Origin of the sequence: Mesorhizobium sp. BR1-1-13, from assembly GCF_020165515.1 — a bacterium.
Classification (GTDB): domain Bacteria; phylum Pseudomonadota; class Alphaproteobacteria; order Rhizobiales; family Rhizobiaceae; genus Mesorhizobium.
In genome coordinates, this window is record NZ_JAIUIH010000009.1 from 149,309 (window position 1) to 172,879 (window position 23,571).

At 63.6% G+C, this 23,571-nt stretch carries 22 protein-coding genes and 1 other RNA gene; 8 read left to right on the plus strand and 15 right to left on the minus strand.

What is annotated here, in order from left to right:
* Positions 1–43 precede the first annotated feature (43 nt).
* Complete coding sequence (locus tag LB533_RS21015; RefSeq protein WP_140639981.1) at positions 44–1,297, plus strand: NAD(P)/FAD-dependent oxidoreductase; 1,254 nt, start codon at positions 44–46, stop codon at positions 1,295–1,297.
* Between the two features lie 101 nt (positions 1,298–1,398).
* On the opposite strand, the gene LB533_RS21020 is transcribed toward LB533_RS21015, so the two are convergent.
* Positions 1,399–2,676 (minus strand): 4-aminobutyrate--2-oxoglutarate transaminase, encoded by a 1,278-nt coding sequence (locus LB533_RS21020; RefSeq protein ID WP_140639982.1) that lies wholly within the window; start codon positions 2,674–2,676, stop codon positions 1,399–1,401.
* A 333-nt stretch (positions 2,677–3,009) separates the two neighbouring features.
* On the opposite strand from LB533_RS21020, the gene LB533_RS21025 reads away from it, so the two are divergent.
* Positions 3,010–3,150 (plus strand): hypothetical protein, encoded by a 141-nt coding sequence (locus tag LB533_RS21025; protein WP_181169381.1) that lies wholly within the window; start codon positions 3,010–3,012, stop codon positions 3,148–3,150.
* Positions 3,151–3,184: 34 nt separating this feature from the next.
* Here the strand turns inward: LB533_RS21025 and LB533_RS21030 are convergent, their stop codons facing one another.
* From LB533_RS21030 to ffs, 12 genes are all read right to left on the minus strand, one after another.
* Positions 3,185–3,931 carry an ABC transporter ATP-binding protein gene (locus LB533_RS21030; protein ID WP_140639983.1) on the minus strand — a complete coding sequence of 249 codons (747 nt, stop codon included), beginning with the start codon at positions 3,929–3,931 and terminating at the stop codon, positions 3,185–3,187.
* Positions 3,928–4,773, minus strand: a complete 846-nt coding sequence (locus LB533_RS21035; protein WP_140639984.1) for an ABC transporter ATP-binding protein — start codon at positions 4,771–4,773, stop codon at positions 3,928–3,930. The genes LB533_RS21030 and LB533_RS21035 overlap by 4 nt, the downstream gene beginning before the upstream one ends.
* On the minus strand, positions 4,770–5,690 hold the full coding sequence (nikC, locus tag LB533_RS21040) for a nickel transporter permease (protein ID WP_140550114.1): 921 nt from the start codon (positions 5,688–5,690) through the stop codon (positions 4,770–4,772). Before nikC ends, LB533_RS21035 begins: the two co-directional genes overlap by 4 nt.
* Positions 5,687–6,754, minus strand: coding sequence for an ABC transporter permease (locus LB533_RS21045; protein WP_140639985.1), 1,068 nt, complete (start codon positions 6,752–6,754; stop codon positions 5,687–5,689). The genes nikC and LB533_RS21045 overlap by 4 nt, the downstream gene beginning before the upstream one ends.
* 9 nt (positions 6,755–6,763) lie before the next feature.
* Positions 6,764–8,407: an ABC transporter substrate-binding protein gene (locus tag LB533_RS21050; protein ID WP_140639986.1), complete on the minus strand. Its 1,644-nt coding sequence runs from the start codon at positions 8,405–8,407 to the stop codon at positions 6,764–6,766.
* A 253-nt stretch (positions 8,408–8,660) separates the two neighbouring features.
* Positions 8,661–9,971: a lytic murein transglycosylase gene (locus tag LB533_RS21055; RefSeq protein WP_411908881.1), complete on the minus strand. Its 1,311-nt coding sequence runs from the start codon at positions 9,969–9,971 to the stop codon at positions 8,661–8,663.
* Between the two features lie 16 nt (positions 9,972–9,987).
* On the minus strand, positions 9,988–10,593 hold the full coding sequence (gene recR / locus LB533_RS21060; protein ID WP_140639987.1) for a recombination mediator RecR: 606 nt from the start codon (positions 10,591–10,593) through the stop codon (positions 9,988–9,990).
* Between the two features lie 96 nt (positions 10,594–10,689).
* The gene (locus tag LB533_RS21065; RefSeq protein WP_140639988.1) at positions 10,690–11,646 is read right to left on the minus strand and encodes a cell wall hydrolase; all 957 of its coding nucleotides are present in this window, start codon (positions 11,644–11,646) and stop codon (positions 10,690–10,692) included.
* A gap of 196 nt (positions 11,647–11,842) precedes the next feature.
* Positions 11,843–12,250: a hypothetical protein gene (locus LB533_RS21070; RefSeq protein WP_140496863.1), complete on the minus strand. Its 408-nt coding sequence runs from the start codon at positions 12,248–12,250 to the stop codon at positions 11,843–11,845.
* Between the two features lie 64 nt (positions 12,251–12,314).
* Complete coding sequence (locus LB533_RS21075; RefSeq protein WP_140496865.1) at positions 12,315–12,638, minus strand: YbaB/EbfC family nucleoid-associated protein; 324 nt, start codon at positions 12,636–12,638, stop codon at positions 12,315–12,317.
* 30 nt (positions 12,639–12,668) lie between these two features.
* A complete protein-coding gene (locus LB533_RS21080) occupies positions 12,669–14,501 on the minus strand; it encodes a DNA polymerase III subunit gamma/tau (RefSeq protein ID WP_140639989.1) in 1,833 nt (610 codons plus the stop codon).
* Between the two features lie 105 nt (positions 14,502–14,606).
* Positions 14,607–14,703: signal recognition particle sRNA small type (gene ffs / locus LB533_RS21085), an RNA gene on the minus strand.
* 146 nt (positions 14,704–14,849) lie between these two features.
* Here ffs and LB533_RS21090 point away from each other — a divergent pair.
* From LB533_RS21090 to LB533_RS21100, 3 genes are read left to right on the plus strand one after another with little or no spacing between them, the layout of a single operon-like run.
* Positions 14,850–15,269, plus strand: a complete 420-nt coding sequence (locus LB533_RS21090; protein WP_140496869.1) for an HIT family protein — start codon at positions 14,850–14,852, stop codon at positions 15,267–15,269.
* Positions 15,270–15,320: 51 nt separating this feature from the next.
* Positions 15,321–16,262, plus strand: coding sequence for an NAD(+) diphosphatase (gene nudC / locus LB533_RS21095; RefSeq protein WP_140639990.1), 942 nt, complete (start codon positions 15,321–15,323; stop codon positions 16,260–16,262).
* Between the two features lie 19 nt (positions 16,263–16,281).
* Positions 16,282–16,584, plus strand: coding sequence for a Dabb family protein (locus LB533_RS21100; protein ID WP_140639991.1), 303 nt, complete (start codon positions 16,282–16,284; stop codon positions 16,582–16,584).
* A gap of 456 nt (positions 16,585–17,040) precedes the next feature.
* On the opposite strand, the gene LB533_RS21105 is transcribed toward LB533_RS21100, so the two are convergent.
* Both LB533_RS21105 and LB533_RS21110 read right to left on the minus strand, forming a co-directional pair.
* The gene (locus LB533_RS21105; RefSeq protein WP_140639992.1) at positions 17,041–17,904 is read right to left on the minus strand and encodes a prephenate dehydratase; all 864 of its coding nucleotides are present in this window, start codon (positions 17,902–17,904) and stop codon (positions 17,041–17,043) included.
* A gap of 36 nt (positions 17,905–17,940) precedes the next feature.
* Complete coding sequence (locus tag LB533_RS21110) at positions 17,941–18,669, minus strand: 3-deoxy-manno-octulosonate cytidylyltransferase (protein ID WP_140639993.1); 729 nt, start codon at positions 18,667–18,669, stop codon at positions 17,941–17,943.
* Between the two features lie 192 nt (positions 18,670–18,861).
* Between LB533_RS21110 and LB533_RS21115 the strand changes: the two genes are divergently transcribed.
* From LB533_RS21115 to LB533_RS21125, 3 genes are all read left to right on the plus strand, one after another.
* Entirely contained in the window at positions 18,862–19,563 is a 702-nt protein-coding gene (locus LB533_RS21115; RefSeq protein ID WP_140639994.1) for a c-type cytochrome, read from the plus strand.
* Positions 19,564–19,727: 164 nt separating this feature from the next.
* On the plus strand, positions 19,728–21,605 hold the full coding sequence (locus tag LB533_RS21120; protein ID WP_224678156.1) for an extracellular solute-binding protein: 1,878 nt from the start codon (positions 19,728–19,730) through the stop codon (positions 21,603–21,605).
* On the plus strand, positions 21,605–23,473 hold the full coding sequence (locus tag LB533_RS21125; RefSeq protein ID WP_224678157.1) for an extracellular solute-binding protein: 1,869 nt from the start codon (positions 21,605–21,607) through the stop codon (positions 23,471–23,473). Before LB533_RS21120 ends, LB533_RS21125 begins: the two co-directional genes overlap by 1 nt.
* Positions 23,474–23,571 lie beyond the last annotated feature (98 nt).

Here is a 23,571-nt window from a genome sequence, read left to right on the forward strand (position 1 = left end):
ACGTGGCGAGACATCCTAAAATCCAGCTTGGGATCGGAATGCGATGAAGAACGGCGTGGTCATTGTCGGTGCGGGGCATGCGGGCGTACAGGCGGCGGCAAGCCTGCGCGAGGAGGGTTACGACGGGCCGGTGATCCTCGTCGGCGACGAGAACGAACTGCCCTATCACAAGCCGCCGCTGTCGAAGACCTTCATCAAGGATGCCGAGGCCAAGCCGCAACCCTTGCGTGGCGAGGCCTTCTACACCGGCAACGCCATCGACTACCGGCCGGGCGTTCGGATCGACCGCATCGATGCCGGCAGTCGCCGTTTGGAGATATCAGGCGGCGGCGAACTTGCCTTCGATCGTCTGATCCTCGCCACCGGCTCGCGCCCGCGCCTCCTGCCGCTGCCGGGCGCGGATCTGTCCGGTGTGGTGTCGTTGCGCTCGCTGGCCGATGCGCGGCTGATCCGGGACTTGAGCGCACGGAGCGAAGACGTCGTCATCCTCGGCGGCGGCTTCATCGGGCTGGAGATCGCGGCGACGCTGCGCGCGGCCGGCCGCACCGTAACGGTCGTGGAAGCGGTCGACCGGCTGCTTGGCCGCGCCGTGGCGCCGGTCGTGGCGAGCCATGTCCGCCAACGGCTGGAAGCGACCGGCGTGCACATTCTCACCGGCACCACGATCGCAAGGCTCGAAGGCGAAAACGGCCATGTCACGGCCGCGATCACCTCGTCAGGCGAAAGGCTGCCGGCGCGCATGGTCGTCGTCGGCATCGGCGCCGTGCCCAATGTCGAACTGGCCGGGGAAGCCGGCCTCACCATCGCCAACGGCATTCGCGTCGACCACCAGATGCGCAGCTCGGTGCTGGAAATCCTCGCCATCGGCGACGCCGCCTCCTATCGGCATTGGTTCACCGGCGGCGACGTGCGGCTGGAATCGGTACAGAACGCCACCGACCAGGCGCGGCTTGCCGCGCGCACCATAACGGGCCATGCCGACGCCTATTCGGCCGTGCCCTGGTTCTGGTCCGACATCGGCGACATGAAGCTGCAGATGGTCGGCCTGACATCCGGCGCCGACAGCCATGTCGTGCTGGGCGATCTCGCCGACAACAAGTTCTCGATCTACCACTATGCCGCAGACAGGCTGCTCGGCATCGAATCGGTCAACCGCCCCGGCGACCACATGCTCGGCCGCAAGATGCTCGGCGCCGGCTTCTCGCCGGCGCCACAGACGGTGGCAGCGGGGCCGGACGGATTGAAAGCGGCGCTGGCCGCGTTTCAACAGGATGAGCCCGCAAGGGCTGCGGGATAGAAGGCACCCGAGGTCAAACATCAATTTCGACGTCTGCGCTGCCCCTCATCCGCCTGCCGGCACCTTCTCCCCGTATGGTGACGGGGAGAAGGCCCGCCCTTTCAGGCAGCGCGAACCTCGCGGATCGAGCTTTCCAGAATGTCGAGCGCCTCGTTCATGATGCCGTCCTGGATGGTGAGCGGCGCCAGGAAGCGGATGACGTTGCCGTGGACGCCGCAGGTGAGCAGGATCAGCCCCTTGTCGAGCGCCTTCAGCCTGACAGCATTGGCCATCTCCGCCGATGGCAAGCCCTTCCTGACGTCGTTGAACTCGACCGCGTTCATGAAACCGGGGCCACGGATGTCGACGATTTCCGGGACGTCGTCGCGGATCGAGCCCAGACGCTGCTTCAGCCTGGCGCCGAGCGAGTTGGCGCGGTCGCACAGCTTCTCTTCCTCGATCACGTCAAGCACCGCGTGCGCGGCGGCAACGCCGATCGGGCTGCCGCCATAGGTTCCGCCCAGACCGCCGGGGCCAGGCGCATCCATGATCTCGGCGCGGCCGGTGACCGCCGCCAGCGGAAAGCCGCCGGCCAGGCCCTTGGCCATGGTGGTGATGTCGGCGGCCACGTCATGATGCTCCATGGCGAACATCTTGCCGGTGCGGGCGAAGCCGGTCTGCACCTCGTCGGCGACGAGCAGGATGCCGTGCTGATCGCAGATCTTGCGCAGCGCCGCCATGAAGTCGCGCGGCGCCTCGTAGAAGCCGCCCTCGCCCTGCACCGGCTCGACGATGATGGCGGCGACCCTGGCCGGATCGACATCGGCCTTGAACAGGCGGTCGAGCGCGGCAAGTGAATCGGCCACCGAAACGCCATGCAGCGGCACCGGGAACGGGGCATGGAAGACGTCGGCCGGCATGGCGCCGAAGCCGACCTTGTAGGGCACGACCTTGCCGGTCAGCGCCATGCCCATGAAGGTGCGGCCGTGAAAGCCGCCGGCAAAGGCGATGACGGCCTGGCGACCGGTGGCATTGCGGGCGATCTTGATGACGTTCTCGACCGCCTCGGCGCCGGTGGTGACGAAGATCGTCTTCTTCTCGAACTTGCCCGGAAGCATGCCGTTCAACCGTTCGGCCAGCCTTACATAGCTCTCATAGGGCACCACCTGGTGGCAGGTGTGGGTGAAGCGGTCGAGCTGCGCCTTGACCGCCTCGATGACCTTGGGGTGGCGATGGCCGGTGTTGACGACGGCGATGCCGGAGGAGAAGTCGATATAGCGTCGGCCCTCGACATCCCAGATCTCCGAGTTCTCGGCCCGGTCGGCATAGATCTGCGTGGTCATGCCGACACCGCGCGAGATCGACTGGCTCTTGCGTTCGGAAATGGCTGAGTTCTTCATGATGTCCCTCATAGGGCCGGCGCCCGTTCTGCTTGATCAGATGTCTTCTGGGCTTATTTCATGTTTTCCTCAAGTCGGCACCGCCGGCAGTCGATTGGGCCTGACGTATCGCGCCTGACCAGCCGGCGACACCTGTACCAGGGCAACGGACCGCGTTAACGGGTTCGGAGCCTTCGCGGCGCGCTGTTGAGGAGCATTGGACGGAAAAACCCGCCTGTGCGGCGGGTCCCTTGGCGCAACTCAGCACCATGACTGAATATCTACCATAGTTGCCTTCACCCCGTCAAGAAAAAATTCCTATCATGAGAAACCGGCACGGCCGGACTGGCTGCCATGATGGGCGGCATCATCGCGGGCACCGCGATCACGCTGTTGTTCCTGCCAGCGCTTTACTTGACGTGGTTCAGAATCAAGGAGCCGAAGCAGGAACGGAATGGCGCGGTGGAAGACCGTACTGTTGCTGCGGAGATGTGAGGCAGGTCGAAGGACATGGCGTTCGTGAGGAGAGCTACACTCTCACGAACCCCTCGGATGCCCTGAGCAGATTGCGCGTATAGTCCTTCGAAACACGGCGTTCGACCAGGTCGTTCGCTGCCAAATTCTCCACCGCCTCGCCGCTTTGCATCACCATCAGCCGCTCGCACATATGGGTGATGATGGCGAGGTCGTGGCTGACCATCAGGAAGGTGAGCTTGCGCCGCCGGCGGACCTCCTCGAGCAGGTTGAGCACCTCGGCCTGCACGGAGGCATCGAGCGCCGAGGTCGGCTCGTCGAGCAGCAGGATCGACGGTTCGAGGATGAGCGCGCGCGCGATCGCCACGCGCTGGCGCTGGCCGCCCGACAATTGATGCGAGTAGCGGAAGCGGAAGCCGCTGCCGAGGCCGACCTCGTCCAGCGCCCGCTGGATGCGCTTTTCGCCGTCGCCAAAACCATGGATGGCCAGCGGCTCCTGCAGCAGGCGGTCGATGGTCTGGCGCGGGTGCAGCGAGCCGTACGGATCCTGGAAGACCATCTGCACTTCGCGGTAAAAGGCCTTGTCGCGGCGCGCGCCGAGCTTCTTGCCGTTGACCGTGATGCTGCCCGAAGCGACCGGCGCAAGGCCGGCGATCGCCCTCAGAAGCGTCGATTTGCCGGAGCCGGATTCGCCGACCAGGCCGAAGGATTCGCCCGGCTGCACGTCCAGGCGGACGCCCTTCAGCGCGCGAAAGCGGTCGAAGATGACCTCCAGCCCGTCGACGGCGATTGCTGAGGTCATGCCGCCCACTCCGGCTTCCGGTCGAGCACCGGCAACGGGTGACGATCGGCGCCGATCTTGGGCATGCAGTTGAGCAGGCCGCGCGTGTAGGGATGCTGGGCGCGACCGAGTTCGGAGGCCTTGAGTTGCTCCACCACCTTGCCGGCATACATGACGATGACGCGGTCGCAAAAGGACGAGACCAGGCGCAGATCGTGCGAGATGAAGATCAGCCCCATGCCGCGCTCGCTGACCAGCCGGTCGAGAATGCCGAGCACGTCGAGTTGCACGGTGACGTCGAGCGCCGAGGTCGGTTCGTCGGCGATCATCATTTCCGGCCCGGCGATCAGCATCATGGCGATCATGACGCGCTGGCCCATGCCGCCCGAGACCTCGTGCGGATGCAGGTCGAAGACACGCCGGGGGTCGCGGATCTGCACCGCTTCCAGCATGGCCAGCGCGCGCTCCCGCGCCTCGGCCTTGGAGACCTTCTCATGCGTGCGCAGCGTCTCGACGATCTGGCGGCCGATGCTCATCACCGGGTCGAGCGAATATTTCGGATCCTGTAGGATCATGGCGATGCGATTGCCCCGCAGCGCGCGGCGCTCGCGCGCCGAGACGCCGAGCAGGTCGATGCCGTCGAACGCCAATTTATTAGCCGATATCCGCGCTTGTGGCGGCGTCAGCCCCATGATGGCGCGGCCGGTCTGCGACTTGCCCGAGCCGCTCTCGCCGACAATGCCCAGCCTTTCGCGGCCGAGCGAGAAAGAGACGCCGCGCACGGCCTCGATCAGCCCGGTGCGCGTCGGGAAGGTGACGCGCAGATCGTCGACTTCGAGCAGCGTCTTGCTGTTAGCGTTCATTGGTCGCCGCTCCGGGGGTCGAGCGCGTCGCGCAGGCCGTCGCCAAGCAGGTTGAAGCCGAGGCTGACGATCAGGATGGCGAAGCCCGGCGCGCCGGCCACCCACCATTGGTCGAGCACGAAACGGCGGCCCGAAGCGATCATCGTGCCCCATTCGGGCAGCGGCGGCTGCGCGCCGAGCCCGAGGAAGCCGAGGCCGGCGGCGGTGAGGATGATGCCGGCCATGTCGAGCGTCACCCGGATGATCAGCGAGGAAATGCAGAGCGGCATGATATGGCGCAGCACGATGCGGAAGGGCGAGGCGCCCATCAGTTCCACCGCCTTGATGTAATCGGAATTGCGCACGGTCAGCGTTTCGGCACGCGCGATGCGGGCATAGGGCGGCCAGGAGGTGATGGCGATGGCGAGCACCGCGTTCTCGATGCCGGGGCCGAGGGCCGCGACGAACGCGAGCGCCAGGATCAGCTTGGGGAAAGCGAGGAAGATGTCGGTGATGCGCATCAGTATGGCATCGGTCCAGCCGCCGGCATAGCCGGCGACGGTGCCGACCACGAGGCCGATGGGGGCGGCGATGATGGCGACCAGGATGACGACATACAGCGTCCAGCGCGAACCGTAGAGAATGCGCGAGAGTATATCGCGGCCGAGATCGTCGGTGCCGAACCAGTGCTCAGCGCTTGGCGCCAGCAGGCGCGCATTCTTCAGATCGCCGAAAGTCGGCGAATAAGGCGCCAGCACCCCGGCAAGGGCGGCAATGACCAGCAGCGCGATGATGATGAGCAGGCCGAGAAAGGCCAGCCGATTGGCGGAGAAACGCCGCCACGCGACATAGGCGCGGCCGAGCCTTGCCTGCATGCGTGAGGCCGGCCGCTCGCTGAGCAGCCAGTCACGGCGGCTCTGGATGGCCTCGGCGCTCATGCGGATTTCGTCCTCGGGTCGAGCACGCGGTAGAGCAGGTCGGACAAAAGGTTGATGCCGATAAAGACCGAGCCGATGACGATGGTGCCGCCGAGCACCGCGTTCATGTCGGCATTCTGCAGCGAATTGGTGATGTAGAGGCCGATGCCAGGCCAGGAGAAGACCGTCTCGGTCAACACCGAGCCTTCCAGCAGCCCGGCATAGGAGAGCGCGATCACGGTCACCATCGGCACGGCGGCATTGCGCAATGCATGAGCCCAGATGATGCGGGTTTCCGACAGGCCCTTGGCGCGCGCGGCGACGATGTATTCCTGGGTGAGTTCGTTGAGCATGAAGGAGCGCGTCATGCGGCTGATATAGGCGAGCGAGAAATAGCCGAGCAGCGAGGCCGGCAGGATGATGTGGCGGAAGGCATCCCAAAAGACATCCCACTGCCCCTGCATCGCCGAATCGAGAAGATAGAAACCAGTGATCGGCGTGAAGGTGTATTCATAGACGACGTCGAGCCGTGCCGGGAAAGCAACCCATTGCAGCTTGGCGTAGAACAGGACGAGCCCGAGCAGGCCAAGCCAGAAGATCGGCACGGAATAGCCGATCAGGCCGATGACGCGGACGACCTGGTCGATGATGCTGCCGCGCCTGACGGCGGCCAGCACACCCAGCGGCACGCCGAACAGCGCGCCGATCAGCGTCCCCAACGTCGCCAGTTCCGTCGTCGCCGGAAGGGCGCGGCGGATGTCGGTCATGACTGGATTGGTGGTCAGCACCGAGGTGCCGAAATCACCATTGAGGGCATTTTTGACATAAATATAGAACTGCTCGACCAGCGGCAGGTCGAGACCCATCTCGCGGCGCGTGCGTTCCACGACATTGGCCGGCGCCCGGTCGCCGAGCACGGCCAGTACCGGGTCGATGGGAATGACGCGGCCGATGAAAAAGGTCACCGCGAGCAGACCGAGATAGGTCGTGATCGCGATCACCAGGAAGCGGCCGATCGATGAGAAAATGGCGACGGCACGGGCGCTGCCGCGCCCTGCCGCCGCCTGATTTTCAGCTACGCTCATCCGCCGGCGCTATTCCTTGGAAACCGGCCCAACGAAATTGGTGTCGAAGCTCGGGCCGAGCGCGAAGCCCTTGAGGTTCTTGCGCAACCCGGCGACTTCCAGCTGCTGGTGGATGATGACGAAGGGACTGGTGTCGAGGATCTTCTGCTGCAGATCCTTGTACATGTCGGCGCGCTTGCCCGAATCCTTCTCCAGCAAAGCCGCTTCGGTCTGCTTGGTCAGGTCCGGAATGTCCCAGGCGTTGCGCCAGGCCAGCGTCTTGGACTTGCCCTCATCCGAATTGTCCGGGTTCGAGGCAAAGGTCTGGGCATTGGAGTTCGGATCGAAATAGTCCTGGCCCCACTGACCGATATAGATGTCGTGGTTGCGGGCGCGGTACTTGGTCAGCGTCTGCTTGCCGTCGCCGGGAATGATCTCCAGCTTGATGCCGGCCTGGCCGAGCGTCTGCTGAATCGATTCCGCCATGCCGGTTGTCGGCTGGCCGGTGCGCACATCCATGGTCACGCTGAAGCCGTCGGGCAGGCCTGCCTTGGCCAGCAGTTCCTTGGCCTTGGCGACGTCGAGCTTGAACGGGTTCTTGTCCAGTTCGCCGAGCACGCCCTTGGGCAGGAAAGTCTGGTGGATTTCACCGATGCCCTTGAGGATGGTCGAGCTCAGCGCGTCATAGTCGACCAGATATTTGAAGGCCTGGCGGACTTCGGGCTTGGCGAGGTTCTGGTTCTTCTGGTTGAGGCTGATGTAGTAGACAGTGCCCTTCGGCGCACTGGTGGTGGTGAGGTCGGCGTTCTTGGCAATGGCGTCGAGGTCGTTCGGCTCGAGATTGCGGGCGACGTCGATGTCGCCGGCCTCGAGCGCCAGGCGCTGTGCCGAGCTTTCCTTCATGTTGCGGTAGATGACGCGGGCAAGCTTGGCCTTTTCGCCGTAGTAATTGTCGTTGCGTTCGAGCACGACGGCCTCGTTGGCGCGCCACTCACGCAGCTTGTAGACGCCCGAGCCGGCATAGCCGGTCTTGAGCCAGGCATTGCCGAAATCATTGTCCCATTTGTAGTCGGCGCTCGGCGTGACCGCCGCGACATGTTCCTTGACCAGCTTGGCGTCGACGACCGAGGCGACGGTGGCCGACAGGCAGTTCAACACGAAGCTCGGCGCATAGGCCTTGTCGACGGTGAACTGGAAGGTGCTGTCGTCGACCGCCTTGGCCTTTTCGGTGACATTGTCGCCGCTGATGCCGAACTGGCCGATGATGAAGGCCGGGCTCTTGTCCAGCTTGACGGCGCGTTCGAACGAATAGGCGACGTCGGCCGCGGTGATCGGGTTGCCCGAGGCGAATTTCAGGCCGGGCTTGAGCTTGAACGTATAGGTCAGGCCATCGTCCGAGACAGTCCAGCTTTCGGCGAGATCGCCCTTGACCTTGGAGGTGTCGCTGAGGTCGAGCCGGACCAGCAGGTCATAGGTGTTGCCGGTGACCTCGGCGGTCGACAGCTCGAACGCCTCGCCCGGATCCATGGAGATGATGTCGTCGATGGCGAAGCCTTCGACCAGCGTGTCGGCTGGTGTGACCGCGCCAGCCGGCGCTCCCGCCAGAAGCAGCGCCGACATGGCGGCACCCGCAAGCAGAATGCGGGATCGTAGAGCAAGCTTTTCCATCATCATGGTGACTGTTCCCTGTTTTGTTGACCTGAGTTCCCGGCTCAGGGTTGCGGTGTTTTTCCAGGCCGACAAGGGCCCCCTTTGACCACTTACCGTCGTGGTTTTTGTCCAGTTGGTCAACAGCATATCCGGCGGCCTCGCGGCGGGCAACGAGCATTTATGCGCCGGCTCACTGGATCATAGTGGCAGGCGGGCGAGCCGGAGCAGGCGAAGGGCCAACAGAGGCCGGCAGTCGAGAAAAACCCAGATTTGGGAGTTACTTCAGCGCGGCAACCAACCCGGCATCGGGGAAGCAGGTGGCGCGCTTGCCGTTCTTTTCCTGCCAGGCGCCGATCGAGCGGCGGGTCTTGAAGCCGGGCAGTCCGTCTGCGCTGCCGACATCGTAGCCCTTGGCCTCCAGCGCCCGCTGCAGGGCGGCGATGTCGGAGCGGTGGAGGTCACCGACCGCACCCCAGCTGCCGGAAAAATTGGCATCGCCATGGGCGATGCGGTCGGCGCCATGGCCGATGAAGAGGGCATAGAGGTCGCTGGTGTTGTATTGCTTCAGCACGTAGAAATTGGGTGTAGCGATGAAGGCCGGGCCGCTGCGGCCGGCCGGCATCAGCAGGAAGCCCTCCGCCTTCAGCTCGCTCGCCGGGAATGCCTTGCCGCCGACACGCCTGATGCCCATTGCGGCCCATTGCGAGATTGTCTTGCCCTGGTCGGGGCCTTCGAGCGAACAGGAGACGCTCTCGGGCACGGTCACTTCGAAGCCCCAGCCACGTCCCCTCACCCAGCCATAATGGACGAGATAATTGGCGATCGAGGCGAGCACGTCAGGCGTCGAGCTCCAGATGTCGACACGCCCGTCGCCATCGAAATCGACGGCATGCTTGAGAAACGATGTCGGCATGAACTGCGGCTGGCCGAGCGCGCCTGCCCAGGACGATTTCATCGCATTCACCGGGGCCAATCCGCGCTGGACGATCTCGAGCGCCGCCAACAGCTCGGTGCGGAAGAAGTCCTTCCTCGTCGACATGAACGCCTTGGTACCCAGCACCTCGAAGGCGTCATAAGGCATCTTCGCCGCGCCGAAGCCTGTTTCGCGGCCCCAGATCGCCAAAAGGACCTCCCCCGGCACGCCATAGCGTTTCTCGATCGCGGCGAGCGTCCTGGCGTTGGCCGCCTCGCGCGTCCGCCCGCCCGATGTGACGGCGCGGATGGTCTTCTCGGCGAAATAGGCGCCGGGCGAGCCGAACTCGGCCTGATGCTGCTTCTGCGGTGTCTTCGGCTTCTCGCCGGGCATGACAAGATCGGGCAGTTTGAGATTGGGTGTGACGCCGTCGAAGGCGGCATCGAAGGTCTGCTTGGAAATGCGCTTGGCCTTGGCGTCAGGCCACAGATCGCTCCGAAGCCAGGCGCGGAACTGGTCGTCGATCTTGGCGGCCGAGGCGGGGGTGGAGAGGAACAGTGCAGCGAGCGCAGCCAAGAGGAATGCAAAACCAAATTTGCGAAAGTCGCGTTCTGTCGCGCCCCCCGCGCCACGGAACGCCAACTTTTGAGGATGCGGGATCATCGTGACAAGCATCCTTCCCCGCAATCTGTCAAAACGCCGTCCTGGAGCGCAGCGCTGCCGCCAGGGTGCCTTCGTCGAGATAGTCGAGTTCGCCACCGACCGGCACGCCATGCGCCAGCCGCGTTATCTTCACCTCGAAACCGGACAATTGATCGGTCAGGTAATGGGCTGTGGTCTGGCCCTCCACCGTGGCATTGACGGCCAGGATGATCTCCTTGACCTCGCCGCCGGCGACGCGGTCGACCAATGAGCGGATGTTGAGCTGATCGGGGCCGATGCCGTCGAGCGGCGACAGCGTGCCGCCCAGCACGTGGTAGCGCACGTTCATCGCCGCCGCCCGTTCCAGCGCCCACAGATCAGAGACGTCCTCGACGACGATCAGCGTGCCGGCGTCACGGCGCGGATCGCTGCAGATCATGCAGGGGTCAGACGTGTCGACATTGCCGCAGGTTGAGCAGATGCGCACCTTGTCGGCTGCCTCGCCCATGGCGGCGGCGAGCGGCGACAGCAGCTGTTCCTTCTTCTTGATCAGATGCAGCGCGGCGCGCCTGGCCGAACGGGGACCGAGCCCCGGCACTTTGGCCAGGAGCTGGATCAGGCGTTCGATCTCGGGACCCGCGATTCGCTTGGACATTGCCTGATCTAGAGCAATTCCACCAAAAGTGCGAAGCGGTTTTGCGTCCGGAACGCATCTCCAACCAGCGCATGCAGGCCGTAAGTGCGGCCCGCCTCAGTTGGTTTCGAGCGGACGGCTCTGGCTGACGATCATAGCGCCGATGGCATCGGTGTTTTCAGGCGTCGACTGGAACCCCATCGCCGCTTCCTGCGGCGCACCCTGCACCGAGGAAATGACCTTCGTGTTCAAGGTCCCGCCAAAACGAGCGGCATCGGGTTCCTCCATCGGCTCCTGCATCGCCACTATCGTCGGCTTCTCCTGGAGGCGCGCAGACTTTGCGGCCGGCGCAGCCGATGCCGTCACGTAGGCCTGCTGGGCCGGCTTGACGGAGCGCACCGGCTCCGCGGCGGCAGTCACGTAGGCCGCAGCGGTACGATCGGATGTCTTGGCCGGCTCGGCGGAAGCGACACGAGTCGCGGCAACTCCGGGCAAGGCTGCCGGCTGCTCGGCCGAGGCGACCGCGACCGTCGGTTCGTCCGGCAGCGGCTGCCAGTTGCGGCCGCGCTTCTCGTAGAACGCATTGCCGCCGGCGACCATGGTGTAATGCATGTTCTTGTATGGGAAGCGCAGGCCCGCGGTGTGGAAATACATCGTGTTCTTGAGCTTGGCCTTGCGCTCGCCCTTGAGCACGGCGTCGGCGGCTTCCTCGACATCGGGCATGGCACGCGAATTCATCGGCCTGGTCATGACGCCGGGCGCGAACTGGCCGCGCTCGCCCACCACCGCGCAGATGGTGTCGCCATGCTTGCCGGAGCGCAGCCGGTTCATCACGACAGTGCCGACGGCGATCATGCCATCGCGGCTCGACCGGTTGGATTCGAAGAACATCGCCCTTTCCAGGCATTCCCTGTCCTTCGGCGTGTGGTAGCCGCGGGAGCTCAGGAAACTCGGCGTGATGGCGTCGGTCAGGCTGGACATGCCGTGTGACGCGGTCTGGCTGCAAGCGGCCAGGAACAGGGGAGACGTGACGACGCCGAGCAACAGCGGCGTCTTCCATCGCGTGGCAATCAACAGGTAACCCTCTCACTTCGATGCCCGCCCCCAGGCTGCGGCAAGAATGAGACACTTTCGGGCAAAATGATGGCTAAAACGTTATTAGCGAGATGCTGTTGCCAAACTGGCACAGTTACGTGGCAAGATCCGGGCTTCAAGCCTTTGTTTTATGCAAGCCCTTGTCCATGCCGAGACCGCTTTTGGGTGACATGCATTATCGCCCGGCTGAAATCGCAGCCGGCCGTCCTGGCTCAATTTCTTCGAATTTCTCCGAGAACAGCCCGCGCTTCAGGAACAATGCTCGCGCATTCCGGGCGACCGGTGCGATCTTTCCCGGCCAGTCGCTGTCGATGAACTCGGACCTGGTGAAATCGGGGTTGGCCTCCCCGGCAGCCTCGAGGAAATCCGCGATCTCCAGCACGATGGCGCGTTCTTCCTTCGAGAGCGCCGAGGTGCCCGCTTCGATCGAGGGGCGATGCACGAAATCCTCGAACAGGTTGAAATAGCCCTTGATGCCGACGAGATCGACGCCGGCATCAGAATCGGCCAGGATTTCCAGGATCTCGTAGATCCTGTTGCGGATACGCTGCTCGATCAGCCTTTCGGACGGCTCTTCGGCCATGGCCAACTAGTCTTTGGCTTTATGCATGTCGTTATCCCCAAAACCATCGCACGGCGACATGCATTTAGAACGGCAGTTTCATTCCCGGCGGAATCGGCAGGCCGGCGGTCAGCGCCTTGGTCTTTTCCTGCATGATCTGCTCGACCTTGGCCTTGGCGTCATTGTGGGCGGCCAGAAGCAGGTCTTCGAGGATCTCGACCTCATCCTCCTTGAACAGAGACGGGTCGATCTTCAGCGACTTCATCTCGAACTTGCCGGTCAACGTGACGATGACCAGGCCGCCGCCGGCCTGGCCGACGGCTTCGACTGTGGCGATCTCGTCCTGCATGGCCTGGAATTTGGCCTGCATTTCCTTCGCCTTGCCCATGAGGCCGAGAAGATCTTTCATGGTCCGATCCTTTGCAGAGTCGTGGTTTCGTCAGGGTTCGTCGTCATCCGCCGGCGGCTCGACCGGCACTTCGGCTTCGACCGCGTCGGCTTCCGGCGCATCGGGAATGCGCACGTCGATGATCCTGGCACCAGGAAAACGAGCCAGGATGGCGGCGACCGTCGGATCGCTCTTGGCATCGAGCAAAGCGTTCTCGCGCCTGGTCGATTCCATTTCGGCCAGCGTCTGGCCGCCCTCTTCCTTCGACAGCGACACCAGCCAGTTGCGACCGGTCCAGGCGCGCAGCTTGGTCGTCAAATCGTTGAGCAGCATTTTGGGCGCATCGTCGGTCAGGCTGACGTCGATGCGGCCGGGCTCGATGCGCACGAGGCGGATGCAGCGCTTGACCAGCACCTTGAAGGCGATGTCACGCTGCGCGTCGGCAAGGGCGACAATATCGGCCAGCGATTTCAGCGGTATTGGCTGCGCCTCCGGCGCCGGCTGTACAGGCGCAACGAAGGCGGCCGGAGCGGGCGCGGCCTCCACCAGCCGCATGGTCTGCGCGCCGCCCGACCCGCCGGGCATGCGCGCCTGCGCCACTGCGCTGGCGCCGTTGCCGCCGGACGTGCCGCCATTACCGGGGCTCGCCGGCGCGCCGTTCGAACGCGGCGCGGCGCCCGGCGCCGGCAGGCCGTTCTTCAGCGACCTCAATGCCTCGTCCAGCGTCGGCAGGTCGGCCGCATGCGCCAGCCGGATCAGCACCATCTCGGCTGCACTTACCGGCCGGTTCGAGGACTGCACCTCCGGGATGCCCTTGAGCAGCATCTGCCACGTCCGCGACAGCACCTTGATCGAGAGCGTCCGAGCGAAATCGGCGCCGCGCTCGCGCTCGTCCTGCGACAGCGCTGCGTCGTCGGCGGCGGCCGGCACGAAGCGCAGCCGGGTGACGAGGTGATTGAATTCGGCAAGATCGGTCAGCACGGCGGCCGGATCGGCGCCGGTGTCGTATTGCGCGCGCAATTCAGCCAGTGCCGCGGCCACATCGCCCTTCATGACATGTTCGAACAAATCGACGACGCGGGCGCGATCGGCAAGGCCCAGCATCGCCCGCACGGCTTCGGCGCTGACCGCACCGCCGCCATGCGCGATGGCCTGGTCGAAAATCGATTGAGCATCGCGCATCGACCCTTCGGCGGCACGCGCGATCATTGCCAGCGCGTCGTCGTCCGCCTCGATGCCCTCCAGGCCCGCTATCCGGGCGAGATCAGCCTTCACCACAGCCGCATCGATGCGCCTCAGGTCAAAGCGCTGGCAGCGCGACAGCACGGTGATCGGCACCTTGCGGATTTCGGTGGTGGCGAAGATGAACTTGACGTGCGGCGGCGGCTCCTCAAGCGTCTTCAACAGGCCGTTGAAGGCCTGCGTCGACAGCATGTGCACTTCGTCGATGATGTAGACCTTGTAGCGGGCCGAGACCGGCGCGTAGCGCACCCGTTCGATGATATCCCTGATGTCGTCGATGCCGGTGTGCGAGGCGGCATCCATCTCGATGACGTCGACATGGCGGCCTTCCATGATCGCCTGGCAGTGCTCGCCCAGCACGGCAAGGTCGACGGAAGGCTGGTCGATTGTTGCCGTTTTATAATTCAGGGCCCGCGCGAGAATGCGCGCGGTCGTGGTCTTGCCGACGCCGCGCACGCCGGTCAACATCCAGGCCTGGGCGATGCGGCCGGTGGCGAAAGCGTTGGTGAGCGTGCGCACCATCGGCTCCTGGCCGACCAGCTCGGAGAAATTCGCCGGACGGTACTTGCGCGCCAGCACGCGATAGGCGCCGGCCTTGCCTATCTCCAGGCTTTTTGGTCCCGAATTTCCGGCTTCGCTCATTCGCCCGCAAAACTCCAAATGGCCGCGCCAAAAGGCGGCCGATTCCTGCGCATAGTTTCGCCCGCGCTGCAATGCGTCGTCAACGTCGCGAGAAGGGCCGATGAGGTGGGAGGCTGGAACAATGACCCGTTCCGGGCTCGTTAGGGCTGCTTCCTTCCGGACCTGACCCGGTTGGCGAGTGGATCGTCCACCACCAACCTCCCGCCGTCCATATCGGCAATTGCGCGACGAAATGCAAGGGCGCAGGCAAATCGGCTGCACCAGCCACGAGATTCGCTTGCAGCCTCGATGCAGCCGCTCTAGCGTTCATGAACTCTGAGGAAAACACCAAAAGCAAGGGAAACGCCGATGTTGCCGGGCCTGAAGGCCGGATTCACGCTGGATGCCCGGCTGGAGGCGGATAGCGAGCAGTTGATGTGGCTTGGGCTGTGTGAATTGCGCGTGATGAACGACCGCCGCTGGCCATGGCTGCTTCTGGTGCCGCAGCGGCCGGGCGTCGAGGAAATCCACGACATGACGCCGCTCGACCAGACAATGCTAACCTTCGAGACCAATATGGTGGCGCAGGCGCTGAAGAAGGTGACCGGCTGCACCAAGATCAACACCGGCGCGCTCGGCAACATCGTGCGCCAGCTGCACATCCATGTCATCGCCCGTTCGGAAGGCGATCCCGGCTGGCCAGGCCCGGTGTGGGGGCACGGCCTGCGCGAGCCCTATCAGCGCTCCGAGCTGCGCCGGTTTGCCGAAACGATAAGGGCGGCGCTATAAGCCTTCCCGTGTCCATCCCGAACGTGTCCATCCCGAACGCCCAGAGTCCGCATGAGCTTTAGCCTGTTTGACGCGCCCTTGCGCGAGCCGAGCCAATTCGTCGGCTTCGCCGGCAACAGTATCGACCGACAATCCGAGAACCGCGCCGACGATTCGGTCGACAAGGCGCTCGCCGATCCTGGAACCAGGCTGCTTCTGATGCAAGGCGGCCGCCTCTACCTGAAGGTTCGTGACGGCGGCTTCGATCCCTGGTTCGGCGTCGCCGAAAGCCTGCCCTTCCAGACCTTGCCCGGCAGCGGCGTGCTGCTTGGATTCTCCGACCAGGGCCCAGTGCTGGCGGTGACCGCCGGCCTCGAGCCGGAACAGCTTCCCGAAACGGTCAAGGCCATCGATTACCGCTCGGTCTATATGCAAGGCCTGATCGACGAAGCGGCCGCCGGCGCGATGGCGCAGGGCGCCGCGCTGCTCGCCTGGCACGCCAGCCATCGTTTCTGCAGCAAATGCGGGACCGAGTCGCAGATGCGGGCCGGCGGCTACAAGCGCCATTGCCCGAATTGCGGCACCGAGCATTTTCCGCGCACCGATCCGGTGGCGATCATGCTGACGGCGACGCGCGAGAAATGCCTGCTTGGGCGCGGCCGGCATTTCGCACCGGGCATGTACTCCGCCCTTGCCGGCTTCATCGAGCCGGGCGAGACGATCGAGGCGGCGGTGCGCCGCGAGACACTGGAGGAGGCGGGCATCCGGCTCGGCCGCGTCGTCTACCACGCAAGCCAGCCCTGGCCATTCCCCTATTCGCTGATGATCGGCTGTTTCGGCGAGCCGCTCAATGAAGACATCCAAGCCGACCTCAACGAGCTGGAAGACTGCCGCTGGTTCCTGCGCGACGAGGTGCGCCTGATGTTGGCCAGGGAGCATCCGGGCAATCTGATCACGCCGCCGAAGGGAGCCATCGCGCACCACCTGATCCGCGCCTGGGTCGACAGCGAATAATGGAAATCAGGAGAGGGAAATGATCCGCCATACCGTCGTGTTCACGCTGAAGCATCCGCCGCACTCGCTGGAGGAAAAAAGGTTCCTGGTCGACGCCAAGAAAATCCTTTCGGCGATCAGGGGCGTCACCCATTTCGAACAGCTGCGTCAGGTCAGCCCCAAGAACGACTACCAGTTCGGCTTCTCCATGGAATTCGCCGACCAGGCCGCCTATACCAGGTACAACGACCATCCCGACCATGTCGCCTTCGTGCGCGACCGCTGGATCCCCGAAGTCGCGACCTTCATGGAGATCGACTATGTGCCCCTTGGCTGGGGCTGAGATTGGATGAACGCAATGGCTGGGCTTCCAACGGCTACACCATCTGCGATTGGCAAGGCCCTATGAATTTCGTCATCGTAGGCGGAGCAGCCGCGAAGCGGCGTCGCGAAGACCCTAGGATCCATGCCATGAAGTCAGCCGAAAAAATCGGCGGCTGAGAATGGCGCTTTACACGCTCACTCAAAGAATTCTGCACCGCCGTGACACTTGCAGTTTACGGCATGGATCCTAGGGTCTTCGCGACGGAGCTGCGCTCCTGCTTCGCCCTTGAGCGGTTCAGCGTTTGATGGAATCGCCGACCCGCTCTAACTCCTTGTTTTTACGCAATTCCGGACGGAAAACCGCTACGCACTTTTCCTGGAATTGCTCTAGGATGACGAGGCTGGGGAGGCTCGGCCAATCCAGACGTGTGCGATAGTCCGCTGAAGTCGCCTGCTGGCGCCTGCGGCCAAGAGTCTAATCCGCCACCTTCCACTGCTCGCGTGACTCACTTGCCGGATAGACGCCGAGGATCCGCACCTCGCGCGAGAAGAAGCGAAGCTCGTCCAGCGCCAGCTTGACCAGCGGATCGTCGGGGTGGCCCTCGATGTCGGCGTAGAACAATGTCGCCGTGAAGGCGCCGAGCTGGTAGCTCTCGAGCTTGGTCATGTTGATGCCGTTGGTGGCGAAACCGCCCATCGCCTTGTAGAGCGCGGCCGGCACGTTGCGAACGCGGAAGATGAAGGTCGTCATCATCTTGGCGTCAGGCGACGGGCGTTCGGCCCACTGCTTGTTCTTGGTCAGGACGACGAAGCGCGTGACGTTGGAATCGGTATCCTCGACATTCTCCTCGATGATGTCGAGCCCATAGAGCGCTGCTGCCAATGCCGGGGACAGGGCGGCCATGGTACGGTCCTTGACCTCGGAGACCATCTTGGCCGCGCCCGCCGTGTCGCCGGCGACAACCGCCTTCCAGCCATTCTTGCGGACATATTTGCGGCACTGGCCGAGCGCATGGATGTGGCTGTGCACGGTCTTGATCTCGTCACGCCTCACACCTGGCAGCACCATCAGCTGGAAATGGATGGGCAGGAAATACTCGCCGACGATGTGCAGCCTCGATTCCGGCAGCAGATGGTGAATGTCGGCGACCCGGCCGGCGATGGTGTTCTCGATCGGGATCATGGCGAGATCGGCCTTGCCGGTTTCGACCGCGTTGAACGCGTCCTCGAAGGTCGGGCACGGCAGCGGCTGCATCGAGGGATAGACGTTGCGGCAGGCGGTGTCGGAATTGGCGCCGGGTTCGCCCTGGAAGGATATTCTGTTGGTCTTTTCAGGCATGGCCAATTCTCGGTTGAGGGAGTGCCGGTTCGGCTCTCAGTTTGAAAGGATCGTCCTGGCCCTTTCCAGGTCTTGCGGCGTGTCGACGCCGAGCGGCAGCGACCGCACGATCTCGGCGTCGATGCGCATGCCGGCCTCCAGCGCCCGCAACTGCTCCAGCCGCTCGCGGCGTTCCAGCGGCGACGGCTTGAGCGCCACGAAGCGCTCGAGTGCCGAGCGGCGATAGGCATAGAGGCCGATGTGATGATAGAGCGCGCCCTCGCCCCAGGGCGCGGTGGCCCGGGTGAAATAAAGCGCCCTCAGCCTGGTGGCCGACAGTGGCGAGCCAACGATCTTGACGACGTTGGGATTAGTCTTTTCCTCGTCGCGCTCGATCTCGACGCCGAGCGTTGCGATGTCCACCGCCTTGTCCTCGAACGGCCTGAGCGAGGCCACGATGATCGCGGGATCGATGGTCGGCAGGTCTCCCTGCACATTGACGACGGTTTCGACCTTGTTTGCCGGATCCAGCACCGTCAGGGCCTCGAATATCCGGTCCGAACCCGATTCGTGGTCCGATCGCGTCATCACCGCCTCGAAACCGTGCGCGCGCACGGCTTCCGCCACGCCTTGCGTGTCGGTCGCCACCACGACACGGCCAAGCCCGGCCTCGGCGGCGCGGCGCGCGACATGGACGATCATCGGGACGCCGGCAATGTCGGCCAGCGGCTTGCCCGGGAGCCGGGTCGAGGCCATGCGGGCGGGGATCAGGATCAAGGTGGACATCGGTTTGGCGGGCGTTCGAAAACGAGGAGGGGAAAGTGGCAAAAGGTCTCACTGGAAGCGCCCTTATAGGTGTTGCAACGCCGGAGCAAAAGACCTAGTTTCCGCGCGATTTGACCGGCTCTGGAGGGCAGGTCTCGATACCGACGGACGGAGTGGACGGTTCGGTCCGCCGGAAAAGGGAGCAAGGGGCGTATGGATTCCAACGAAGTCAACAAGCTGCTCGCCGGATTGCTCGGAACCGTTTTCGTGGTCTTCTCGGTCGGCATCGTGTCGGACGCGCTGTTTGCCTCGCCCGCTCCGGAAAAGCCAGGCTTCGCCATCGAAGCCGCCGAACCGGCCGAAGGCGGCCCTGCCGCGCCGGCCGCCGCAGCCAAGCCGATCGCCGATCTGCTGGCCACCGCCAATGTCGAGGCAGGTGCCGCCGTGTTCAAGAAATGCCAGGCCTGCCATTCCGGCGAAAAGGGCGGCCCCAACAAGGTCGGCCCGGATCTGTGGGATCTCATCGATCGTCCCGTCGCGGAGCATGAAGGCTTCGCCTATTCGGCCGGCATGAAGGAATTTTCCAAGGGCGGCACGGAAAAGTGGACCTACGACAACATCAACCACTTCATCACCTCGCCAAAGAAATTCGTGAAGGGCACGGCTATGGGCTTCGCCGGCCTACCCAAGGATGAGGACCGGGCCAACGTCATCGCCTATCTGCGCACGCTTTCGGACAATCCCAAGCCGCTGCCAGCACCGGGCGCTGCCGCCGATGCATCCGCCCCCGCCAAGCCCGCCGAAGGGGCCGCACCGGCCAAGCCGGCCGAAGGCGCAGCTCCTGCCAAGCCGGCGGCGCCTGCGGCTCCCGCCGCACCGGCTCCGGCCGCCCCGGCACCGGCGCCTGCTCAATAAACCGGATATCGTCTCGACGACCTTGAAAAAGCCGGGTTCAGCCCGGCTTTTTCGTTAGGAAACCGCATATGCGGCGACAAAGCCGCGCATGGCGGTTTTCACGCGCGGCAAATCATCTAGATTGCCTTTCTGGATGATGGCACGCATCGCGAAGAGGACAGTGGATGACGCTTGGCCGAGTGCTTCTCAAATCGTTGCTGGCGGCGGTCCTGCTGGCCGCGGGGTTGCAGGCGGCCCTGGCCGATGAATGGCGCACCACATCATCGCTGATCGGCCAATCCAAATACGGCGACAATTTCCAGCACTATGATTACGTCAATCCGAGTGCGCCCAAAGGCGGCACGCTGAATTCGGTGGTGCTGGGCACGTTCGACAGCTTCAATCCCTATATCGTGCAGGGTTCGCCGGCCGCCGGCCTGGTCGGCTTCGGCGGCGGCCTGCTCTACGACACGCTGATGGAGCAGGCGACCGACGAGGGCAGTGTCAGCCATCCGCTGATCGCCGACGCTTACAAATACCCGGCCGACTTTTCCTCGGCGACCTATCGGCTCGATCCGCGCGCGAAATGGCATGACGGCCAGCCGATTACCGTCGACGACGTGATCTGGTCGTTCCAGGTGCTGAAGGCGAACAGCCCGATGTACAGCCGCTATTTCGAGAACGTCACGGATGCCGTGGCCGTCTCGGATCGCGAAGTCGAGTTTCATTTCAGCCAGAAGGGCAACCGCGAGCTGCCTAAAATCCTGGGTGATCTCGCCGTGCTGCCGAAACACTGGTGGGAAGGCACCGACGCCAACGGCAAGAAGCGCGACGTCACCAGGCCGACGCTGGAGCCGCCGCTCGGCTCCGCCGCCTACAAGATCGCCAGCTTCAAGCCGGGCTCGGAAATCGTCTGGCAGCGCGTGCCGGATTATTGGGGCGCCAAGCTGCCGGTGAAGATCGGCCGCGAGAATTTCGACAGGCAGCGTTTCACCTACATCCTTGATGACAACGCCGCCTGGCAGGCCTTCACCAAGGGGGGCCTTGACGACATCAAACCGGAAAACAGTTCGAAGCGCTGGAAGACATTCTATGATTTCCCGGCGGTCAAGGCCGGCGATGTCATCAAGCAGGAATTCAAGACCACCTCGCCAGAGCCGATGCAGGCTTTCATGCTCAACCAGAGGCGCCCGCTGTTCCAAGACCGCCTGGTGCGGGCCGCGCTGACCTATCCTTTTGACTTCGAGACAATGAACCGTACGCTGTTCTACGGCTTCAACACCCGCACCAGCAGCTATTTCCAGGGAACTGAACTGGCCTCCAGCGGCTTGCCGCAAGGCAAGGAGCTGGAAATTCTGGAACAGTATCGCGACAAGCTGCCGCCCGAGCTGTTCACCCAGGAATTCAAGCTGCCGGTCTACGATGCGCCGCAGGCCGAGCGGAAATACCTGAAGCAGGCAGTCGACCTCTTCGCCAAGGCTGGATGGGTGATCAAGGGCGGTAAGATGGTCAATGCCAAGACCGGCGAGCCGTTCAAGTTCGAGATACTCGGCTGGAACGACACCGACCAGGTCATCTCCAGCCCCTATATCGCCAATCTGCGCAAGATCGGCGTCGACGCTACGTTGCGCATCATCGACCAGACCCAATATGTCAACCGGGTCAACAATTTCGACTACGATGTCATTATCGGGCAACTCGGCCAGTCGGAATCGCCTGGCAATGAGCAGCGCGACTTCTGGAGTTCCAAAGCAGCCGACCGGCCGGGGTCGCGCAACTACGCCGGCATCAAGAACCCGGTCGTCGATGCCCTGGTCGACCGCATCATCTTCGCCACCGACCGCGAGGATCTGGTTGCCGCCACCCATGCACTCGACCGCGTGCTGCTGTGGAATTACTACGTCGTGCCGCAGTACTATCGAGCCGTGGTCTGGCTGGCTTACTGGAACAAATTCGGCATTCCCGCCAAACAGCCGAGCTATATCGGCGCCGACCAGAACTCCTGGTGGATCGATCCGGAGAAGGAAAAGGCGCTGGCGGCCAAGTACAAGGGCAACAATTGATGGCGGTGCTGCCCCGTCGCGATTTCCTGGCCCTGGGCAGTGCCGCCGCTGTCGCCGCCCTGTTGCCCGGAAAAGCCTTTGCCAATCTTGCGACCGGCACCAAACTGCACGGCTTGTCCGCCTACGGCGACCTCAAATACAAACCGGATTTCGCCCATTTCGACTACGTCAATCCGGACGCACCCAAGGGCGGCCAGATGAATTTCGCGCCGCCGAACGCTACGCTCAACCAAAGCTTCCTGACCTTCAACACATTGAACTCCCTGGTGTTGAAAGGAGATGCGCCGCCGCGCACCGAACTCTGTTTCGATTCATTGATGGCAAGCGCGCTCGACGAGCCGGATGCGGTCTACGGCCTGCTTGCCGAGTCCGTCACCTTGTCGCAAGACCGCAACGGCTTCCGCTTCGCGCTTCGACCGCAAGCGCGTTTCCACGACGGCTCGCCGCTGACCGCCGAAGACGTCGTCTTCGCGTTGAAGCTCTACAAAGAGCAAGGGCATCCGAACCTTTCCCAAGCGTTGCGGTATATGACCGACGCGGTCGCGGTGGATCCGCTCACCCTCAACCTTACCTTCAACGGCGAACAGTCCGCGCAAAACATCCTCAGGATCGTGGCGATGCCGATCGTGTCCAAGGCCTTTTATGCGGTCAATGATTTCAATGCCTCGACGATGACGCCGCCGCTCGGCTCCGGACCATACAAAATGGGGCGAGTGGCCGCCGGACAGACAGTCGAATATGAGCGCGTGCCCGATTATTGGGGCCGCGATCTCCCGGTGAACCGCGGCCAGTACAATTTCGACCGTATCCGCATCGACTTCTATCTCGACCGACAGGCGGCGTTCGAAGCCTTCAAGAAAGGCGACACCCATTTTCGCGAGGAGTTTACCGCGCGGGTCTGGGCGACCGGCTACGATTTTCCCGCGCTCAAGGACGGCAAGGTCGTCAAGCGGGAATTTCCCGGCGAGAAGTCGCCGGACATGCAGGCTGTCGCGCTGAACCAGCGTCGTGCGCAATTCCGCGACGAGCGGGTGCGGCTGGCGATCGCCAGATGCTTCGATTTCGAATGGATGAAGCGGGCCCTCTTCTACGGCTCCTATGAGCGCTCGCAATCGAACTTCGAACGGTCCCAGTACAAGGCCGAAGGCCTGCCTTCGCCTGCGGAATTGGCCCTGTTGGAGCCGTTTCGGGCCGAGTTGCCGCCGGAGGCGTTTGGCGAGCCGGTGATGCAGCGTGCGTCCGACGGCTCGGGCCATGACCGCAAGCTGCTTGGCGAGGCTTCGAGGCTGCTCGCGGAAGCCGGCTGGACGCGGGCGGGCAATTTCGTCGTCAACGACAAGGGCGAGCGACTGCGGGTCGAGATGCTGGCGCAAGAGGATGGCATCGTCCGCATCTTTACCCCATGGTCGGAGAATATGAAGGCGATCGGGATCGACGCTTCGATCCGACAGGTCGATTCGGCGCAATATGAACAGCGGCAGAACGATTTCGACTTTGATCTGACCCTGCTCCATTGGTCGATCGGGGCGACGCCGACAGACGACGGCCTGGAAATGCTCTATGCCTCCCGAATGGCCAAAACCCCGGGGCAGCGCAACTATCCCGGGACGGAAAGTAGGGCCATCGACGCGTTGATCGCGGCAGCCGGCAAGGCGCAAAGCCGGTCCGAACTCGTCACCGCGCTCAGAGCGCTCGATCGGGTCTTGCGCGCGCGGCTGGACTGGATTCCAACATACTATCTGGCGAATCACCGCGTCGCCTATTGGGACATGTTCGGCTTCGTCGAGCAAAAGCCCGATTTCGGCTTTCCGGTCGAGACGCTGTGGTGGTTCGACAAGGGCAAGGCGGCAAAAATTGGCAAAGGCTGAATTTCTTGCGGGCGTAAGCACCGCCCCTCACCGGCCTGCCGGCATCCTCTCGCCGTATCGTGACGGGGAAAGAGGCGCGTTCATCGACGGTTTCGCCA

Bases quoted from the DNA above. Each gene is read 5' to 3' on its own strand.
- LB533_RS21015 (WP_140639981.1), top strand. From the start codon at position 44: ATGAAGAACGGCGTGGTCATTGTCGGTGCGGGGCATGCGGGCGTACAG.
- LB533_RS21020 (WP_140639982.1), bottom strand. From the start codon at position 2,676: ATGAAGAACTCAGCCATTTCCGAACGCAAGAGCCAGTCGATCTCGCGC.
- LB533_RS21025 (WP_181169381.1), top strand. From the start codon at position 3,010: ATGATGGGCGGCATCATCGCGGGCACCGCGATCACGCTGTTGTTCCTG.
- LB533_RS21030 (WP_140639983.1), bottom strand. From the start codon at position 3,931: ATGACCTCAGCAATCGCCGTCGACGGGCTGGAGGTCATCTTCGACCGC.
- LB533_RS21035 (WP_140639984.1), bottom strand. From the start codon at position 4,773: ATGAACGCTAACAGCAAGACGCTGCTCGAAGTCGACGATCTGCGCGTC.
- nikC (WP_140550114.1), bottom strand. From the start codon at position 5,690: ATGAGCGCCGAGGCCATCCAGAGCCGCCGTGACTGGCTGCTCAGCGAG.
- LB533_RS21045 (WP_140639985.1), bottom strand. From the start codon at position 6,754: ATGAGCGTAGCTGAAAATCAGGCGGCGGCAGGGCGCGGCAGCGCCCGT.
- LB533_RS21050 (WP_140639986.1), bottom strand. From the start codon at position 8,407: ATGATGATGGAAAAGCTTGCTCTACGATCCCGCATTCTGCTTGCGGGT.
- LB533_RS21055 (WP_411908881.1), bottom strand. From the start codon at position 9,971: ATGCTTGTCACGATGATCCCGCATCCTCAAAAGTTGGCGTTCCGTGGC.
- recR (WP_140639987.1), bottom strand. From the start codon at position 10,593: ATGTCCAAGCGAATCGCGGGTCCCGAGATCGAACGCCTGATCCAGCTC.
- LB533_RS21070 (WP_140496863.1), bottom strand. From the start codon at position 12,250: ATGGCCGAAGAGCCGTCCGAAAGGCTGATCGAGCAGCGTATCCGCAAC.
- LB533_RS21075 (WP_140496865.1), bottom strand. From the start codon at position 12,638: ATGAAAGATCTTCTCGGCCTCATGGGCAAGGCGAAGGAAATGCAGGCC.
- LB533_RS21080 (WP_140639989.1), bottom strand. From the start codon at position 14,501: ATGAGCGAAGCCGGAAATTCGGGACCAAAAAGCCTGGAGATAGGCAAG.
- LB533_RS21090 (WP_140496869.1), top strand. From the start codon at position 14,850: ATGTTGCCGGGCCTGAAGGCCGGATTCACGCTGGATGCCCGGCTGGAG.
- nudC (WP_140639990.1), top strand. From the start codon at position 15,321: ATGAGCTTTAGCCTGTTTGACGCGCCCTTGCGCGAGCCGAGCCAATTC.
- LB533_RS21100 (WP_140639991.1), top strand. From the start codon at position 16,282: ATGATCCGCCATACCGTCGTGTTCACGCTGAAGCATCCGCCGCACTCG.
- LB533_RS21105 (WP_140639992.1), bottom strand. From the start codon at position 17,904: ATGCCTGAAAAGACCAACAGAATATCCTTCCAGGGCGAACCCGGCGCC.
- LB533_RS21110 (WP_140639993.1), bottom strand. From the start codon at position 18,669: ATGTCCACCTTGATCCTGATCCCCGCCCGCATGGCCTCGACCCGGCTC.
- LB533_RS21115 (WP_140639994.1), top strand. From the start codon at position 18,862: ATGGATTCCAACGAAGTCAACAAGCTGCTCGCCGGATTGCTCGGAACC.
- LB533_RS21120 (WP_224678156.1), top strand. From the start codon at position 19,728: ATGACGCTTGGCCGAGTGCTTCTCAAATCGTTGCTGGCGGCGGTCCTG.
- LB533_RS21125 (WP_224678157.1), top strand. From the start codon at position 21,605: ATGGCGGTGCTGCCCCGTCGCGATTTCCTGGCCCTGGGCAGTGCCGCC.